The organism is Moritella sp. Urea-trap-13 (assembly GCF_002836355.1).
In the GTDB taxonomy this organism is placed as follows: domain Bacteria; phylum Pseudomonadota; class Gammaproteobacteria; order Enterobacterales; family Moritellaceae; genus Moritella.
In genome coordinates this window covers 35,685-53,707 of record NZ_PJCA01000036.1, presented here as the reverse complement: position 1 = coordinate 53,707, position 18,023 = coordinate 35,685, and the positions used below count along the sequence as shown (strand labels likewise).

18 protein-coding genes are annotated in these 18,023 nt (G+C 40.8%); 2 read left to right on the top strand and 16 right to left on the bottom strand.

Going from position 1 to position 18,023, the window contains the following annotated elements; genetic code table 11:
* Positions 1–321: 321 nt before the first annotated feature.
* Positions 322–1,158, top strand: a complete 837-nt coding sequence (gene nadE, locus CXF93_RS16905) for an ammonia-dependent NAD(+) synthetase (protein WP_101063697.1) — start codon at positions 322–324, stop codon at positions 1,156–1,158.
* A gap of 80 nt (positions 1,159–1,238) precedes the next feature.
* Here the strand turns inward: nadE and glmU are convergent, their stop codons facing one another.
* From glmU to mioC, 15 genes are all read right to left on the bottom strand, one after another.
* Entirely contained in the window at positions 1,239–2,603 is a 1,365-nt protein-coding gene (gene glmU / locus CXF93_RS16900; protein WP_101063696.1) for a bifunctional UDP-N-acetylglucosamine diphosphorylase/glucosamine-1-phosphate N-acetyltransferase GlmU, read from the bottom strand.
* Between the two features lie 176 nt (positions 2,604–2,779).
* A complete protein-coding gene (locus tag CXF93_RS16895) occupies positions 2,780–3,205 on the bottom strand; it encodes a F0F1 ATP synthase subunit epsilon (protein WP_101063695.1) in 426 nt (141 codons plus the stop codon).
* A 15-nt stretch (positions 3,206–3,220) separates the two neighbouring features.
* Positions 3,221–4,606 carry a F0F1 ATP synthase subunit beta gene (gene atpD / locus CXF93_RS16890; RefSeq protein WP_101063694.1) on the bottom strand — a complete coding sequence of 462 codons (1,386 nt, stop codon included), beginning with the start codon at positions 4,604–4,606 and terminating at the stop codon, positions 3,221–3,223.
* A 29-nt stretch (positions 4,607–4,635) separates the two neighbouring features.
* Complete coding sequence (gene atpG / locus CXF93_RS16885; RefSeq protein WP_101063693.1) at positions 4,636–5,502, bottom strand: F0F1 ATP synthase subunit gamma; 867 nt, start codon at positions 5,500–5,502, stop codon at positions 4,636–4,638.
* A gap of 48 nt (positions 5,503–5,550) precedes the next feature.
* Positions 5,551–7,092, bottom strand: a complete 1,542-nt coding sequence (gene atpA, locus CXF93_RS16880) for a F0F1 ATP synthase subunit alpha (protein WP_101063692.1) — start codon at positions 7,090–7,092, stop codon at positions 5,551–5,553.
* 12 nt (positions 7,093–7,104) lie between these two features.
* Positions 7,105–7,638, bottom strand: a complete 534-nt coding sequence (gene atpH / locus CXF93_RS16875; protein WP_101063691.1) for a F0F1 ATP synthase subunit delta — start codon at positions 7,636–7,638, stop codon at positions 7,105–7,107.
* A 14-nt stretch (positions 7,639–7,652) separates the two neighbouring features.
* On the bottom strand, positions 7,653–8,123 hold the full coding sequence (gene atpF, locus CXF93_RS16870) for a F0F1 ATP synthase subunit B (protein ID WP_101063690.1): 471 nt from the start codon (positions 8,121–8,123) through the stop codon (positions 7,653–7,655).
* 36 nt (positions 8,124–8,159) lie between these two features.
* Positions 8,160–8,402, bottom strand: coding sequence for a F0F1 ATP synthase subunit C (atpE, locus tag CXF93_RS16865; RefSeq protein ID WP_101063689.1), 243 nt, complete (start codon positions 8,400–8,402; stop codon positions 8,160–8,162).
* Positions 8,403–8,452: 50 nt separating this feature from the next.
* Positions 8,453–9,229, bottom strand: coding sequence for a F0F1 ATP synthase subunit A (gene atpB / locus CXF93_RS16860; RefSeq protein ID WP_101063688.1), 777 nt, complete (start codon positions 9,227–9,229; stop codon positions 8,453–8,455).
* A 3-nt stretch (positions 9,230–9,232) separates the two neighbouring features.
* Entirely contained in the window at positions 9,233–9,622 is a 390-nt protein-coding gene (locus CXF93_RS16855) for an ATP synthase subunit I (protein WP_101063687.1), read from the bottom strand.
* Positions 9,623–10,010: 388 nt separating this feature from the next.
* On the bottom strand, positions 10,011–10,904 hold the full coding sequence (locus CXF93_RS16850; protein WP_101063686.1) for a ParB/RepB/Spo0J family partition protein: 894 nt from the start codon (positions 10,902–10,904) through the stop codon (positions 10,011–10,013).
* Positions 10,901–11,704: a ParA family protein gene (locus CXF93_RS16845; RefSeq protein ID WP_101063685.1), complete on the bottom strand. Its 804-nt coding sequence runs from the start codon at positions 11,702–11,704 to the stop codon at positions 10,901–10,903. The genes CXF93_RS16850 and CXF93_RS16845 overlap by 4 nt, the downstream gene beginning before the upstream one ends.
* Positions 11,705–11,716: 12 nt before the next feature.
* Positions 11,717–12,337 (bottom strand): 16S rRNA (guanine(527)-N(7))-methyltransferase RsmG, encoded by a 621-nt coding sequence (rsmG, locus tag CXF93_RS16840; protein ID WP_101063684.1) that lies wholly within the window; start codon positions 12,335–12,337, stop codon positions 11,717–11,719.
* A 192-nt stretch (positions 12,338–12,529) separates the two neighbouring features.
* On the bottom strand, positions 12,530–14,413 hold the full coding sequence (mnmG, locus tag CXF93_RS16835) for a tRNA uridine-5-carboxymethylaminomethyl(34) synthesis enzyme MnmG (protein WP_101063683.1): 1,884 nt from the start codon (positions 14,411–14,413) through the stop codon (positions 12,530–12,532).
* Positions 14,414–14,801: 388 nt separating this feature from the next.
* Positions 14,802–15,251, bottom strand: coding sequence for an FMN-binding protein MioC (gene mioC, locus CXF93_RS16830; RefSeq protein ID WP_101063682.1), 450 nt, complete (start codon positions 15,249–15,251; stop codon positions 14,802–14,804).
* Between the two features lie 88 nt (positions 15,252–15,339).
* Here mioC and CXF93_RS16825 point away from each other — a divergent pair, with 88 nt between their 5' ends.
* Complete coding sequence (locus tag CXF93_RS16825) at positions 15,340–16,377, top strand: HDOD domain-containing protein (RefSeq protein ID WP_101063701.1); 1,038 nt, start codon at positions 15,340–15,342, stop codon at positions 16,375–16,377.
* A gap of 278 nt (positions 16,378–16,655) precedes the next feature.
* Here the strand turns inward: CXF93_RS16825 and mnmE are convergent, their stop codons facing one another.
* Positions 16,656–18,020 (bottom strand): tRNA uridine-5-carboxymethylaminomethyl(34) synthesis GTPase MnmE, encoded by a 1,365-nt coding sequence (mnmE, locus tag CXF93_RS16820; RefSeq protein WP_101063681.1) that lies wholly within the window; start codon positions 18,018–18,020, stop codon positions 16,656–16,658.
* Between the last annotated feature and the right edge of the window lie 3 nt (positions 18,021–18,023).

Below are 18,023 nucleotides of genomic sequence, written 5' to 3'. Positions count from 1 at the left end.
ATATTTGGTCATTATATCTCTGCAAGTGCTCACACAGATTACTTGAATAAATTGTTAAAGAGCATACCGAACGACTGTTGCCGTGTCAGTGGGAGCGATTATAGAGAATTCGATCATATAGGCAAGCGTTATTATAAAATAAGATGACAAACAACAAACGCTGTACGGATTTAATACCAAACCGTTTTTTTTCGATCTCAATCGTATGTAAATACGCCTACATACTGAATTTCAACATTATAAAAGTCATCACTTCCAATGCTCGAAACTAGTAATGTTAATTTATCGCGATACAATGACCTTAACTAAGGAGATAAACCCATGACTGAACTTAAAAAACAGATTATCGCAGAGATGAAAGTTAAACCGAGTATTGATATCGCCGGTGAGATCCGTAGTCGCATTAACTTTATCAAGCAACAATTAACTAACTCAGGATTAAAAAGTTTAGTATTAGGTATAAGTGGTGGCGTTGATTCATCAACTTGTGGCCGACTCTGCCAACTCGCTATCGAAGAACTAAATATAGAACAAGACAGTGATGAGTTTAATTTCATTGCAGTGCGTTTGCCTTACTCTATACAAGCTGATGAAGACGATGCACAAAAAGCGCTTAGTTTTATTAATCCAAAAACATCGGTCACTGTGAATATCCAATCGGGTACAGACAGTATTCATACCGAAGTGCTTAAATCAGTTAAAGGTGCAGGTTTACCTGAAGCAACTGCATTTAATCAAGATTTCAATAAAGGCAATGTAAAAGCCAGAATGCGGATGATTGCTCAGTATGAAATAGCGGGCTTATATAGAGGTTTAGTTCCCGGCACTGACCATAGCGCTGAAAATATTTCCGGTTTCTTTACCAAACATGGTGATGGCGCTTGCGATCTAGCACCTTTATTTGGCTTAAACAAACGCCAAGTTCGCGCTTTAGCTGAATTTTTAGGGGCTGCACAAGATGTTTATCTAAAAATCCCCACCGCAGACTTAGAAGAAGACCGTCCACAATTAGAGGATGAAATAGCGCTTGGTGTTAGTTACAACCAAATAGATGATTTCTTAGAAGGCAAAGATATAGATGCTAAAGCTGAAGCTAAAATCATCGATACCTATAATAAGACGACGCATAAACGAAATCCAATTCCAACACCAGCTTAATTGAATACTTTTTTATAAAATAAAGAAGCAGAGATAAGATACCTCTGCTTCTTATGATCGTCATTTAATTCAACTTAAATTTACTTACTAATCTTCGTTGGTTTTAACCAATTTTTAATATGACGTTGCTTCACTCGTGTAATAACAAGTTCATCAGCAGCAACATCTTTTGCGATAGTAGAACCAGCACCAACCGTGGCATTTTTCCCAATAGTCACAGGGGCTATCAATTGGCTGTCAGAGCCAATAAATGCACCATCTTCAATAATGGTTTTAAATTTATTCACACCATCGTAGTTACACGTAATAGTACCAGCGCCGATATTTACTTTCTCGCCAATCACGCTGTCACCTAAATAGGTAAGGTGTCCAGCTTTAGAACCTTTGCCTAATGTGGTCTTCTTCAATTCTACAAAATTACCTACGTGTGCATCATCTTCTAATATAGTGTCAGGACGTAAACGCGCAAACGGACCCGCACTGCAATCAACACCTATAATGGCAGACTCAATAATTGAATTCGGTTTAATTTCTGAATTCGCACCGATATGACAATCTTTTAAAATACAGTTGGCACCAATAGTAACACCACTACCGATCGTTACTTTACCTTCAATTATTACATTGATGTCAAATGTAACATCATTACCAACACTCACTTCGCCGCGTAAATCAAAACGATTAGGATCAAGCATAGTTACGCCTTGTTCCATCAGTTTATATGCTTGTAACTTTTGGTAAGCACGTTCTAATTCTGCAAGTTGCATGCGATTATTCACACCTTCAACTTCAATGTTAGCGATTGGGTGTACGGTATTAATAGTTCGTCCAGCTTGATGGGCTAGGGCGATAACATCAGTAAGGTAATATTCAGCTTGCGCATTGTTATTATCTAACAATGATAACCAGTGTTGAAAATCTGCGCCGTTAGCAACTAATATACCTGAGTTTACTTCGTTGATTTCCAGCTGTGCTGGCGATGCGTCTTTTTGTTCAATAATACCAACAACCGTTTCACCATCTCGAACGATACGGCCATAACCCATCGGGTTGTCTAATTTAACTGTTAGTAAGCCAATGCCACCTTCAGGTTGAGATTGACAAAGGTGTGTCAGCGTTTCTTGACTAATTAATGGCACGTCACCGTAAAGCACTAATACTTGCTCATCAGCTTTAAATTTATCCGCCACTTGTTGCACAGCATGACCAGTTCCTAATTGTTCAGCTTGAAGAACCCAATCTAGCTTGTCATCGTTAATGCGTGATTTAAGTAATTCAGCACCATGGCCATAGACCAAATGGATATCGTTAACATCTAACTGTTTTACGGTATCGATAACATGCTGAACCATTGGTTTTTTAGCGATTGGATGAAGTACTTTAGGAAGATCTGAACGCATACGCGTTCCTTTACCAGCGGCAAGAATAACAACACTAATAGGCATAATGGGCTCTTATCAAAAGATGAATAATCAAAATAAATAGTACTTAGATTATAGGGAATAAATAAATTTAACAATATGAATAGTTTAACTAAGATATAAAAAAAGCGACCCTAAGGTCGCTTTTTGACAACTACACGTGTTCAATTAAAGGTTCAGTTAATCTAACCTAAGTTAAATTAACTGAATTTTTTAACCAATTTAAGCACACGAAGTTGAGCAATAGCATCAGCCAATTGAATAGCTACTTGAGTGTAATCTACATCTTGATTAGTTGCAGAATTATTAAGTAGTTCTTCAGCTTGTCTCTTGGCTTCTTGCGCTTTGGCTAAATCTAGATCTTCTGCACGAATCGCAGTATCAGCCAGCACGGTAACTTCGCCAGGTTGCACTTCACAAGTACCACCTGAAACAAAGATAACTTCTTCTTTACCGTGTTGTTTAACCAAGCGCACCATGCCAGGTACTATTCCAGTTAATAGTGGTGTATGTCCAGCTAAAATGCCGAACTCACCGCCAGAACCGGTAACTTGAATGCTTTCAACACGCCCAGAAAATAAAATTCCTTCTGCGCTCACGACATTCAAATCAAAAGTCATAGCCATAGTGCCCTCGCTTAGTTAAAGTTTCTTCGCAGCTTCAACAGCATCGTCGATAGAACCACAATACATGAACGCTTGCTCAGGAAGATCATCATAATCACCCTCTAGTAAGCCTTTAAAGCCACGTAGAGTTTCTTTTAATGATACTAGAACACCAGGGTCACCTGTAAATACTTCAGCAACATGGTATGGCTGAGTTAAGAAACGTTGGATCTTACGAGCGCGAGATACGATTTGCTTATCTTCTTCAGATAGCTCATCCATACCTAGGATCGCAATAATGTCTTTTAACTCAGTATAACGCTGTAGTACACCTTGAACGCCACGAGCGATGTCGTAATGTTCTTGACCAACTACTAGAGGATCTAACTGACGAGAAGTAGAATCTAGTGGGTCGATCGCAGGGTACATACCCATTGAAGCAATATTACGGTTCAGTACAACTGTTGCATCTAAGTGAGCAAATGTTGTTGCTGGAGATGGATCTGTTAAATCATCCGCAGGTACGTATACCGCTTGGATAGATGTAATTGAACCACTCTTAGTTGAAGTAATACGCTCTTGTAGGATACCCATTTCTTCAGCTAGTGTAGGCTGGTAGCCTACTGCTGATGGCATACGACCTAAAAGTGCAGATACTTCAGTTCCCGCAAGTGTATAACGATAGATGTTATCGATGAATAGTAGTACATCTTTACCTTCGTCACGGAAGCGTTCAGCCATTGATAAACCAGTCAAAGCAACACGTAAACGGTTACCTGGAGGCTCATTCATTTGGCCGTAAACCATTGCTACTTTATCAAGTACGCCGGCTTCTTCCATCTCGTAGTAGAAATCGTTACCTTCACGAGTACGCTCACCAACACCAGCAAACACAGATAAACCTGAGTGAGCTTTAGCGATGTTGTTGATCAGTTCCATCATGTTTACGGTTTTACCAACACCGGCACCACCGAATAGACCGACTTTACCACCTTTAGCAAATGGGCAAATCAGATCGATAACTTTAACACCTGTTTCTAGCAATTCGCTAGAAAGTGACTGCTCTTCATAAGAAGGAGCTGTACGGTGAATTTCATAACGCACATCTGTTGGGATCGCGCCTTTACCGTCAATTGGGTTACCAAGAACGTTTACAATACGACCAAGACATTCGTCACCAACAGGCACGCTAATTGCGCTACCAGTGTTAGTTACTTTAAGGCCTCGGCGTAAGCCGTCACTTGAACCCATAACGATACAACGAACAACACCACCACCAATTTGTTGCTGAACTTCTAGCACCAATTCAGATAGGCTAGCGTCGTCAAACGTCAGTGCATCGTACACTTGAGGTACGGATTTCTGTGGGAACTCAACGTCCACAACAGCACCGATGATCTGGACAATAATACCAGTACTCATTTTAAATCCTCTAATCTTTACAAGTTTGCCTAAACCGCTGAAGCACCAGCACAAATTTCAGAAATCTCTTGCGTAATGGCAGACTGACGGGCTTTGTTAAATACTAACTGCAGCTCATCAATAATGTCACCAGCATTGTCTGTTGCATTTTTCATTGCAAACATACGTGCTGCTTGTTCAGATGCTGCGTTTTCAACAACACCTTGATACACTTGAGATTCAATAAATCTAACTAATAATTTAGTTAAAAGCTCAGCAGGTTCACCTTCATAAAGGTAATCCCAGCCATGCTTAGGTAATGCTTCATTTTCTTCCGATGCAGGCAACGGCAGTAGTTGATCGATAGTTGGTTCTTGCGTCATTGTATTAACAAATTTGTTATATACAACGAACAAGCGATCCAACTTCCCGTTATCGTATGCTTCGAGCATAACTTGAACAGATCCAATCAAATCTTCTAGCGTAGGTTCTTCACCGAGGTTTGCTGTATTAGCAACCACGTGCCCACCTACGTTAGCGAAAAATGTACCCGCTTTAGCACCAATAAGGCCTAAATCGATCTCTACATTTTTCTCAGACCATCCCTTCATATCAGAGAGAGTTTTTTTGAAAAGATTAATGTTCAAGCCACCGCATAGACCACGGTCAGTTGAAATCACAATATAACCAACACGTTTCACGTCACGTTCTTCTAGGTACGGATGAGAGTACTCTAGAGAACCTTCGGCGAGATGACCGATCACTCTGCGCATTGTGTTAGCGTATGGGCGGCTAGCTGCCATGCGATCTTGTGCTTTACGCATTTTACTCGCGGCAACCATCTCCATTGCGCTGGTGATCTTCTGAGTATTAGTAATACTCCCGATCTTGTTTTTAATTTCTTTAGCGCCGGCCATTTGCTTCTCCTATTAAGCTAGCTGTGGCAGCAAAGGCTGCCACCGCTCTTACCAGGTTTGTGTAGACTTAAAGCTTTCAATTAAGCTTGATAGCTTAGCTTGAATATCTTTGTCGTACGCGCCTGTTTCATTAATAGAAGCAAGAAAATCAGCGTGTTCCGCTTTAGCATAAGCCTGCAAAGACGCTTCAAAGCTAACAATTTTGTTAACTGCAACATCTTCTAATGCACCAACTTCTGCTGCATATAAAGATAGCGCTTGTTCAGCTACGCTCATCGGCGCATATTGACCTTGCTTCATTAGCTCAGTAACTTTTGCACCATGATCAAGCTGCTTGCGCGTTGCATCATCAAGGTCAGAAGAGAATTGAGCAAATGCTGCTAATTCACGATACTGTGCTAGTGCGGTACGAATACCACCAGATAGTTTCTTAATGATCTTCGTTTGTGCTGAACCACCAACACGTGATACAGAAATACCTGGATCAACAGCAGGACGAGTGCCTGAGTTAAACAGTTCTGTAGTCAAGAAGATCTGACCATCGGTAATAGAAATTACGTTCGTTGGTACGAACGCAGATACGTCACCACCTTGAGTTTCAATGATTGGAAGAGCAGTTAAAGAACCAGTCTTACCTTTCACTTCACCTTTAGTAAACGCTTCTACGTAATCAGCGTTTACACGAGCGGCACGCTCTAGTAGACGTGAATGTAGATAGAAAACATCACCAGGGTATGCTTCACGGCCCGGTGGACGACGTAATAGTAATGAAATCTGACGGTAAGCAACTGCTTGCTTAGACAAATCATCATATACGATTAGTGCATCTTCACCACGGTCACGGAAGTATTCACCCATAGCACAACCAGCGTATGGTGCTAGGTATTGTAGTGCCGCAGCTTCAGAAGCTGTTGCAACAACAAGAATAGTGTTTTCCATTGCGCCATGTTCTTCAAGCTTACGTACAACACTAGCAACGGTAGAAGCTTTCTGACCGATTGCTACGTATACACATTTAATGCCCGAGTCTTTTTGGTTGATGATTGCATCGATAGCGATAGCACTCTTACCAACCTGACGGTCACCAATAATAAGCTCACGTTGACCACGACCGATTGGGATCATAGCGTCAATCGCTTTGATACCGATCTGTACAGGTTGATCAACAGATTTACGTTCCATTACACCAGGTGCAATTACTTCAACAGGAGAGAAACCATCGTTGTCGATAGGTCCTTTACCGTCGATAGGCTCACCAAGTGTGTTTAAAACACGACCTAATAAGTTGCGACCTACTGGCACTTCAAAAATACGTCCAGTTGAACGTACTTTTTGGCCTTCTGCAAGACCCATGTAAGAACCCATTACTACCGCACCAACAGAGTCACGCTCTAGGTTAAGTGCGATACCAAAACGGTTGCCAGGTAATTCAATCATTTCGCCTTGCATACAGTCTGCAAGGCCATGAATACGAATAATACCATCGCTTACTGAAACGATCGTACCTTCATTTCTTGCTTCACTAACAACGCTAAATTTTTCAATACGTTGTTTGATCAGATCACTGATTTCTGTAGAATTCAGTTGCATGCTATTCCCCAATTACGATTGTAGCGCTTCCGCAAGTTTATTTAACTTACCGCGTACAGAGCCATCAATAACTAAATCACCAGTCTGAATAATCAAACCTGCAATTAAAGTGTTATCAACGTTGCAATTTAACTTAACTTTGCGTGCTAAACGTTTTTCCAACGCGATTACAATGTTTGCTTCTTGCACTGCCGTTAATGGCATTGCAGAAGTCACATCAGCTTCAACAGATTTCTCATGTTCCGCTTTGTAATGTGCAAATAAAGTAACAACGTATGGTAATACGCTTAAACGAGCGTTCTCGGCCAATATCTTAATAAAGTTTTGACCAGATTCGTTAAGTTGCTCATCAGCTACGTTGATAAAAATATCAGCAATAGTGTGTGCACTTACAGCGCCATTTAATAATGTAGAAATATCTTTATTTACCGCGATTTCCGCCGTAAACGCTAACATTTCTTGCCATTTATCAATAGCCTGTTCCTTAACGGCAAAATCAAATGCAGCTTTAGCATATGGACGAGCAATAGTAGTCAAATCAGACATAAGCCCCCCGGTTGTTAAAGTTCTGCAACGATTTTGTCTACGATGTCACTGTTAGCAGCTTCATCGATAGAACGTTCGATAATTTTTTCAGCACCGGCAATAGCTAAACCAGCTACTTGTTTGCGTAACTCTTCTTTTAGACGATTACGTTCAGCTTCAACTTCGGCATCTGCTTGAGCAAGAATTTTAGCTCGCTCTGCATGTGCTTCATCTTTAGCTTCATCGACAATTTGAGATTTACGCTTATTTGCTGCATCAATGATATCTGCAGCTTGCGCTTTAGCATCTTTTAATTGATCAGTTGCTTTAGCTTCCGCTAGCTTCAGATCTTTAGCAGCTTTATCCGCACTTGCAAGACCATCTGCGATTTTCTTTTGACGTTCTTCGATGGCCGCAATCAGTGGTGGCCATACATATTTCATACAAAATAGTACGAATAACGTAAATGAAATCGCTTGTCCTAAAAGAGTTGCGTTGATATTCACAACGAACCTCCTGGTTAGTGGTGGACCAAAAGCCGATTAAGCGATGAATGGGTTCGCGAATAATAGGAATAATGCGATACCAACTGCAATCATAGAGATCGCATCAAGAAGACCAGCAACAATGAACATTTTAGTTTGTAATGCTGGTGCCATCTCTGGTTGACGAGCAGAAGACTCTAGGAATTTGCCGCCTAAAATAGCGAAGCCAATTGCTGTACCGAATGCAGCAAGACCTAGTAAGATAGCAACAGCGAAAATAGTAGCTGATACAGTTTCCATTTTATTCTCCAATAAGATAAAAAATTTTAATTAAAATTTGTGTTTATAAATTAATGATCTTCACATGCACTGCTTAGGTAAACCATAGACAGCATCATGAAGATAAACCCTTGTAGAACGATTACCAAAATATGGAAAATCGCCCATGGCACACTTAGTCCCCACTGAAGGTACCAAGGCATAAGCGCGATCAAAATAAAGATCAGCTCACCTGCGTACATATTACCAAACAAACGCAGCGCTAATGAGATAGGCTTAGCCAGTAAAGTAACCATTTCCAGTGCAAAGTTAAAAGGAATAAATACCCAATGGTTAAATGGATTCATAGTCAGTTCACGAGTGAACCCACGAAAACCTTTAACCTTGATGCTGAAACCAACAATTAGTGCAAAAATACTTAACGACATAGCGAAAGTAGTATTTAAGTCTGTTGTTGGAACAACTTTCATATAGTCAATTCCAATTGCTTTTGCTGCTTCAGGAATAAAATCTACAGGAATCAAATCCATTGTGTTCATCAGAATAACCATCATAAAGATAGTTAATGACAGCGGAGCTATTAATGCATTACGACCATGGAAAGATTCTTTCACAATGTCGTTTACAAACTCGATGCTCATTTCAACGAAACATTGAAATTTACCCGGTACGCCCGTTGTCGCTTTCTGACCAACTCGATAGAATGTCCCTAAGAATAAAATCCCTAAAGCGAGGGTTACGAAAAGTGTGTCTAGGTGCCAAGTCCAAAATCCTTCACCAACCGCTAAATTAGTTAAGTGATGTTGAATATATTGGGTCGACGTTAGTGCTTCACCTGTTGCAGACATTTTTCATCCCAGTTTTTTGTTCATAAAATAAGGAGCAAATAATTGTGAGCCAATTGCGAGTGAGAATGTAACGTAAAGAGGAAGATAATTCACCTTAACGAAACCTAACACGACAATAAAGAACACAACTGTCAGTACCAATTTTAACGATTCACCCAATGCAAATGATGCCACTACATCTTTCATTTGTCTGGCACCCATAAAACGGAAAGCCAAACGCGTAAAAATATAATTTGGTAACACATAAATGATGCCACCAAATATTGCAGAACGAGCAGAAAGCTCACCATCAATCAACAAAAAGGTTAACGCACAAATGGCCACTAATAGCACCTGAAACACAACCAACTTAATAGCTTGATTGAACGCATTCATTGCTAATTTATTTGACACAATAAACCCCTAAAACAATCTTTTTGAAGCATTCAAAAAAAATATACAAAAACGCTTCTAAAAGCAGGATAAATTATACGTTGAAGTGGTGCTAATGCAACTGATTGCAAGCCGGATAAGGAAAGCTAAGTAGAATATTCTGAAAAATGAGATATAGCAGGCGTTACCCACTTGTGAGTACCACCCTTATAATATTAAATTCTAAATAACGCCGTTATTATGAAATAAAGTTATTTTGATATTTCAATAAATATAAGCCTTTGATATTTCGAATGAAGATAATTATAAAGAAAAGCGAAGATCACCGACCTAAGTGCATTTCAGGACCGATAACGACACTTTTAAAAATCTTAACTTAATTTGATCTTTATCACTTGAAGATTAAAATTTAACCCAAAGTTGCAACTATATCATCCAATTCTGCGAGGCTAGTATAATCAATTGTTAGCTTTCCGCAGCCATTTACACCTTGTTTAATGATAACTTTGGCTTTTAATCGTTCAGACAAGCGATATTCGAGGCTGACAACATCCGGATCTTTGACCTTTTCAGGAGCAATTTCAGCCTTAGGTTCAAGTAATTTCCGCACCAATTTTTCGGTATCTCGCACCGTTAAACCACGTTGGGCAATATTGTTTGCAGCTTGCGATTGTAACTCCCCTTCTAAGCCCAACAAAGCACGTCCATGCCCCATCTCAATATCGCCATGTTCAAGCAAGATTTTAACATCATTATTGAGGTTATTTAAGCGCAATAAATTGGATACTGAAGCACGTGATTTACCTACCGCATCAGCGACTTGTTGATGGGTTAATGAGAATTCTTCGATGAGACGCAGTAATGCGGTAGATTCTTCCATCGCGTTTAAATCTTCACGTTGGATGTTCTCAATTAAGGCCATTACCATCACCGCTTCATCGGCGACATTTTTGACAATACAAGGGACTTGGCTTAAGCCAGCTATTTGTGCGGCACGCCAACGACGTTCACCGGCAATGATTTCATATTGCTGCGCACTGAGCTCACGAACAACGATAGGCTGGATTATCCCTTGAGCGGTAATTGATGCTGCTAATTCATCTAATGCATCCGTAGCCATGTCTTTTCGTGGTTGATATTTACCTGGGTATAACCATTCAACCGGTAATTTCTTTAGCTCATTCTCGACGACTGGTATAACTACAGATTGCTCATCAGCCGTTTGCTCTTTACTTCTTGCCATAGCACTAGTACCAAGTAATGCATCCAGACCTTTACCTAAACCTCGTTTTTTCGTATTCATGCTTGTTCCTTTGCCTGTGCGCTCTGTTCATTGGCTAATTCTTGACGACGAATAATTTCCCCCGCGAGTGCAAGATAAGCCTTGGCACCATTGGATGTTTTATCATAATACATAGCAGGCGCACCAAAGCTCGGCGCTTCAGCTAGACGGACATTACGCGGGATCACAGTACGATAGACCTTATCGCCAAAATGCTGTTTAAGTTGTTCAGACACATCAGACGCTAACCGGTTGCGTGGGTCATACATGGTGCGTAGTATGCCTTCAATTTTGAGCTCAGGGTTAACCGCAGAAGCTAACTTACTGGTGGTATCCATTAATGCGGTCAAGCCTTCCAGCGCATAGTATTCACATTGCATCGGCACAATAATCGAATCGGCCGCAGCCATCGCATTAATGGTAAGTAAATTTAATGATGGTGGGCAATCAATAAAAATATAATCATAATCATCTTTCACTGCTGCCAACGCATTTTTTAAGCGTAATTCGCGAGCAAAAAAAGCCATTAATTTAATTTCTGCCGCGGTGACATCTTGATTCGCTGCGATCAGATGATATTTTCCCGATGTTTCAGTAATAACAACCTCATTGACCGGTTTTTCATCAACCAATAAATCATAGGCAGAATACTCGACAGCATATTTGTCGATACCACTGCCCATGGTTGCGTTACCTTGTGGATCAAGATCAATCAGCAATACCTTACGTTTAGTCGCCGACATTGAGGCTGCTAAATTAACACAAGTAGTTGTTTTTCCTACGCCACCTTTTTGGTTAGCTATTGCTATGATTTTGCCCACAAATGTTCCTTATTATTTAATCTCAGACATGACGATTAGATGACGTTCGCCTTCTAACTCTGGCACTGTTAGTTTATGTGCAACTTCCAGTTTGAATTTGGTATTCAATGTTTTGATTTCACCCGTTGGTCTTACCCCTTTCAACGCATAAAACAATCCATCTGGTTTTGGCAGATGCTTACACCAATGTAACATATCTTCTAATGAAGCAAACGCACGACTTAATACGCCATCAAATTTAATTTCAGGCTGGTATTCTTCCACACGAGATTGTACTGGCGTCACATTCGTTAATTTTAATTCGTGCACAGCTTGAGTGATAAAACGAATACGTTTACCTAGACTATCGAGTAGTACAAATTCTTTATCTGGGTTCATGATCGCCAACGGTAAACCCGGTAAGCCAGGTCCAGTACCCACATCAATAAAACGCTCGCCTTCTAAATAAGGACTCACGACCAGACTGTCCATAATATGTTTGACTAACATATCATCAGGATCACGTACCGATGTCAGGTTGTATGCCTTATTCCACTTATGTAACAAATTCACTAATGCCACTAATTGCTGTTTTTGGGTATCAGTAACAACCAAAGATGTTTGGGCTAATAATGCTTCGAGGCGGTTGATCATAGGGTGATTTACTCCGGTAAAACGCGATTATGTAAGTTAATATTTAATCGTAGAAAAAAGAAAAAGACAACCTACTAAGTAAGGTAAGGCACCTTAGTTAAATAGTAGCATTGCAAATTAGGGGATGATGTCAAAAATGAGGTTATATAGCCACCGATAAATGCGTTAAAGGTGGCTGTCGTGACGAATTACTTATTTACTGAGTAAGTTTTGCTTTTTCAAATAAATAAGTAGAATTGAAATTGCAGCAGGTGTGATACCTGAAATACGTGATGCCATACCAATTGTTTGCGGTTTAACGTCAATTAACTTAGCAACAACCTCATTAGAAAGGCCTTTAATTGTTGCGTAATCTAAATCCGTTGGTAACAAAGTATTTTCATGACGTAGTTGCTTTTCAATCTCCGCTTTCTGACGGTTGATATAACCTTCGTACTTAATGGTGATTTCAACTTGTTCCGCAGCAGCTTCATGTTCTAGCTTAGGACCCAGTTCTTCAATTGTCATCAAGGCGTTGTAGCTTACTTCTGGACGACGAACAAGATCTTCCAATGTATGCTCACGTGATAGTGGCGTAGCCAATAATGCATTGATCTTATCTGCAAACGCTTTAGTTGGATTGATCCAAGTAGAACGTAAACGTTGTTGTTCAAGTTCAATGGCTTCCATTTTCTCGTTAAATACCGCCCAACGATGATCGTCAACCAAGCCAAGTTTGCGACCTTGCTCGGTTAAACGTGCATCGGCGTTATCTTCACGCAACAATAAACGGTATTCAGCGCGGCTAGTAAACATACGATACGGTTCTTTGGTTCCTAAGGTGGCTAAGTCGTCGACTAACACACCTAAGTAAGCCTGGTCGCGGCGTGGATGCCATGTATCTTCATCACGCGCTGTACGAGCAGCATTTAGGCCTGCGAGTAGACCTTGAGCAGCCGCTTCTTCATAACCCGTAGTACCGTTAATTTGACCCGCTAGGAACAAACCTTCAATAAATTTACTTTCTAACGTCAGCTTAAGATCGCGGGGATCAAAGTAATCATACTCGATCGCATAACCCGGACGCGTAATATGGGCGTTTTCTAAACCACGGATCGAACGAACAAGATCAACTTGTACATCGTAAGGCAAGCTGGTTGAAATACCGTTAGGGTAAACTTCATGGGTTGTTAAGCCTTCAGGTTCGATAAAAATTTGATGTGATTCTTTATCAGCAAAACGTGTGATCTTATCTTCGATCGACGGACAATAACGTGGACCGATACCTTCGATCACACCTGTGTACATTGGACTACGATCCATACCACTACGGATCACATCGTGGGTATTATTATTGGTATGGGTAATGTAACAAGGCACTTGTTGTGGATGATCTTTACGGCTACCAATAAAAGAGAATACCGGTGTTGGAGAATCACCATGCTGCTTTTCCATTATTGAAAAATCAATTGTGCGACCATCAATACGTGGCGGTGTACCGGTTTTTAAACGATCCGTACGAATTGGTAATTCACGTAGACGTGCAGCCAATGATACTGAAGCTGGATCACCAGCGCGACCACCTGGATAGTTTTCTAAACCAATGTGGATAAGTCCATCAAGGAAAGTACCGACGGTTAATACCACTGATTTGGCTCTAAACGATAAACCCGCTTGCGTAATTACACCTACCACACGATCGTTTTCAATAATAAGATCGTCAACAGATTGTTGGAATATCGTTAGGTTTTGCTGATTTTCAAGTTTTTGACGTACTGCTGATTTATATAACAGACGATCCGCTTGTGCACGAGTTGCGCGAACAGCAGGTCCTTTACTTGAATTTAATGTTCTAAATTGAATACCGCCGAGGTCAGTTGCTTGACCCATGATACCGCCAAGTGCGTCAATTTCTTTAACGAGATGGCCTTTACCGATACCACCGATTGCTGGGTTGCATGACATATGCCCTAGCGTATCGATATTATGCGTTAATAATAATGTGTTTCGACCCATACGAGCAGCAGCTGCAGCAGCTTCGGTGCCAGCATGTCCGCCACCTACGACGATAACTTCAAATTGTTCATGGTATGCCATGTATCACCTCGGTTTTGTTTAGCGGAAATATTCAGAGCGGCACAGTCTACGGTTTTCTCTAACAGATGCAAATGATCTTAATTATATTTTTATTTAGATCCAACTGTTGATCTTAAGATCTTAAAAGAGATCTTATAAGATCTATTATTAGGATCGCCTTGATCTGTTGATAACTCACTTTGATCTAGAAAGATCATGTATTTAGCGTAGATCACTTGCTGTTAGTAATGCTTGGGCTTGTTACGTATAAGCTGGGTGTAAATAGCCTAGTTATACACAGGGGGTCGAATACGATATTTATTCTACAAGGATAACTATAGGTTGATCACAAGATAGATCCATAGTTATCCACAGAAAATAAAAATAAATAAATATGATCATGCTTATATTATAGCCAGTTATTCAGCCATTGCGGATACCATCCGTCGATCGCATCTTCAGGGATCGGTGTCTCTAGCGTGCATATTTCAAAGGTTTTCGTGACTCTTTTGGCGTTTAATTTTGCTAATTGACGATCGATCATATGCCCTGCATTACAGAATTGATCATACGATTTTGAGCCTAGGGCGATCACACTGTATTGGATTCGGGTTAAATCGGGGCTAGATTGTTGCAGTTGCAGTGCAAAGGGGGCTATGTTATCAGGGTAGTCACCAGCGCCATGGGTAGCAGTGCAAATGATCCAGGGGTGTTTACTATCGATCGGTAGGCTTTCTAGCTTAGGATCGAGGTGGATATTGACTTGAAAACCTTGCTCGATGAGTTTTTCAGCTAAATGATCAGCGACATACTCTGCCGATCCCAATGTTGTGCCTACAATTATTTCGAATGTATACATGCTTTCCTCTTATTTAAACGTTTATTTGACTACTTTTGCTGTAAAATATAGCGTATTACAATATCAATTTATGCTTATTAAGGCGCTTATGGCTTCATTATTTCAACGTATTCTTACTATATTTGGTCGTACTCAACAGACTCAAAAGATAACGTATGCGCCTCCTAAACCGGTTATTAATAACGTTGCGACAACAACAACGAGTATACCTGATGTCATGGTAGCGGATGAGATTATTGATACCAGCTCATTATTTTATGATTTACTGTTTAATCATAAGGACGTGACAACTGCAGCGAGTGCTGGATTAAATCCGTTAGAAAAAAGTATCTTGCTTAAAGTCGAAGGCAGTGTCGGCCGCCCTGAGAATATTGCGTTAAATGTGGTGCGACTGCCAGAGGTACTGCATAAGGTCTCTGCGTTAATTGACAGTGATAATTATACTGCTGAGCAATTAGCGGCATTGATTACCCAGGACCCAGTGCTCGCCGCTGATGTGATCAAATTAGTGAACTCGGCTGGTTATCAAGTAGGGACGCAGGAAATCACCAGTTTGCAAGAGGCGGTGGTCCGTTTAGGTGGGTTGCAAATTAAATCGATTGTACTGACGATCGTGATGCAAAATATGACCGAGATAAAGCCTATTTACTTTAAGTTATTTGGTCAGCATTTATGGCGACACTCACTCACAACTGCCTTGTGGGCAAAAAAGCTAGCGAAGAGCAGGGGAGAGGATCCTGACTTAGCTTATTTTTTAGGGCTTATCCATGATGTGGGTAAAATTGCGCTGTTTAAATTAATTGTGGATGAAATGAATATCAGTGACCCACAATTTAGACCTAGTTCAAAGATTTTCCGTCAGATGATGACCAAGCACTCATTACGCTTATCGGCGTTGATAGCGCAATCTTGGTTATTGCCAGGATCTGTGGTGAAAGCCTTGTATGAACAGTCTGAAACCGCCTCTATGCTACAGCAGACAGGGCAGGGTAAGTTATTGGTAGAAGCTAACTTATACAGCGAAATACACCTATTACTGGCTCAGGACTATATTTCTCAACAGCAGGCAACTGCGTTTTGTTGTGAGCATGAGTTAGATATTCAAGCGTGTATCGCAGGGGTGTAAAGTGATGATTATGGTCTGCTTATTTGGGGTTATTTACTGATAATAGAGTGTAAATTACAGGCTTATCCACATCTATTCAGCCGTGTTTAAAGTTATCATTTAATCGGATTAAGTTGTGGGTAACTCTGTGGATGGGTTTGTAACGTGAATCTTATTAGATCGTTACCGAAGTGTTTTAAATGTGGCGGTTATGATCTGACGTCGTCGTCGCCGTGTTTAAGCTCTGCGCTAACGAAAGTGACGATCCGAACTCGGATCGTCGCTTTATTATAGACATATTATTTACCGATGCAGAATGAGGTAAAGATGCGACCAAGAAGATCGTCTGAGCTGAACTCGCCGGTAATTTCCGATAGTTGCTCTTGGGCTAAGCGTAACTCTTCTGCAAGCAACTCTCCTGCCATGTATACTTCCATCTGCATCTTGCCTATCTGCAAGTGTTCATCGGCCTTCTCAATCGCATCTAAGTGACGACGACGTGCGATGAAGCCACCCTCAGTATTGCTTTGATAACCCATGCATTGTTTTAAATGATCTTTAAGTTCATCTAAGCCAAGATTTTCTTTTGCTGATATTTTAAAGATCGAATGACCTTGATCTTCAACCGCGGTTGGCGATTCACCCGTAAGATCCATTTTATTTCTAATCACCGTCAGCCCGATCGAGCTTGGTAGACGATCAATGAAGTCGGGCCAGATTTCGGCAGGATCCGTGGCATCCGTCGTGGTACCATCAACCATAAAGAGTACTTGATCCGCGTTATTGATCTCTTCCCACGCGCGTTCAATGCCAATTTGTTCAACACGATCCGGACTATCACGTAAACCTGCGGTATCAATAATATGCAGTGGCATACCATCAATGTGGATATGCTCGCGTAATACATCACGTGTGGTTCCAGCTATGTCGGTAACAATCGCTGATTCTTTACCTGCCAAGGCATTGAGTAAACTTGATTTACCGGCGTTAGGACGGCCAGCAATCACCACTTTCATGCCTTCGCGAATGATCGCCCCTTGCTTGGCTTCTTTTTGCACCGCACTCAGGTTATCCATTATTTTATACAGCGCTTGGGATATTTTACCGTCGGCAAGAAAGTCGACTTCTTCTTCTGGAAAATCAATTGCTGCTTCAACGTAAATACGTAAGTGAATTAAACTTTCGGTCAGGGTATTAATTTTTTTCGAAAATTCACCTTGCAGTGAATTCATTGCGGATTTTACTGCGCGTTCAGAGGTCGCATCAATCAGATCAGCAATCGCTTCGGCTTGGGTTAAGTCCATTTTATCATTGAGAAATGCACGCTCTGAGAATTCACCCGGGCGGGCCATCCTGATACCGTCTATTTGTAGAATGCGGCGCATCAGCATGTCCATGATCACGGGGCCACCATGACCTTGTAATTCTAAAACATCTTCACCGGTAAATGAATTTGGTGCTTTGAACAAGATGGCAATACCTTGGTCAATTGTTTGCTGTTCTTCATCTAAGAAAGATAAGTAATCGGCTTTACGCACGGTTGGAATTTTATTTAAAACGGTTTGTGCGACTAACTCTGTTTTTGGTCCAGAGATACGAATAATACCAACACCACCTCGTCCTGGCGGTGTGGCTTGTGCAATGATAGTTTCATTAGTTAGCATGTG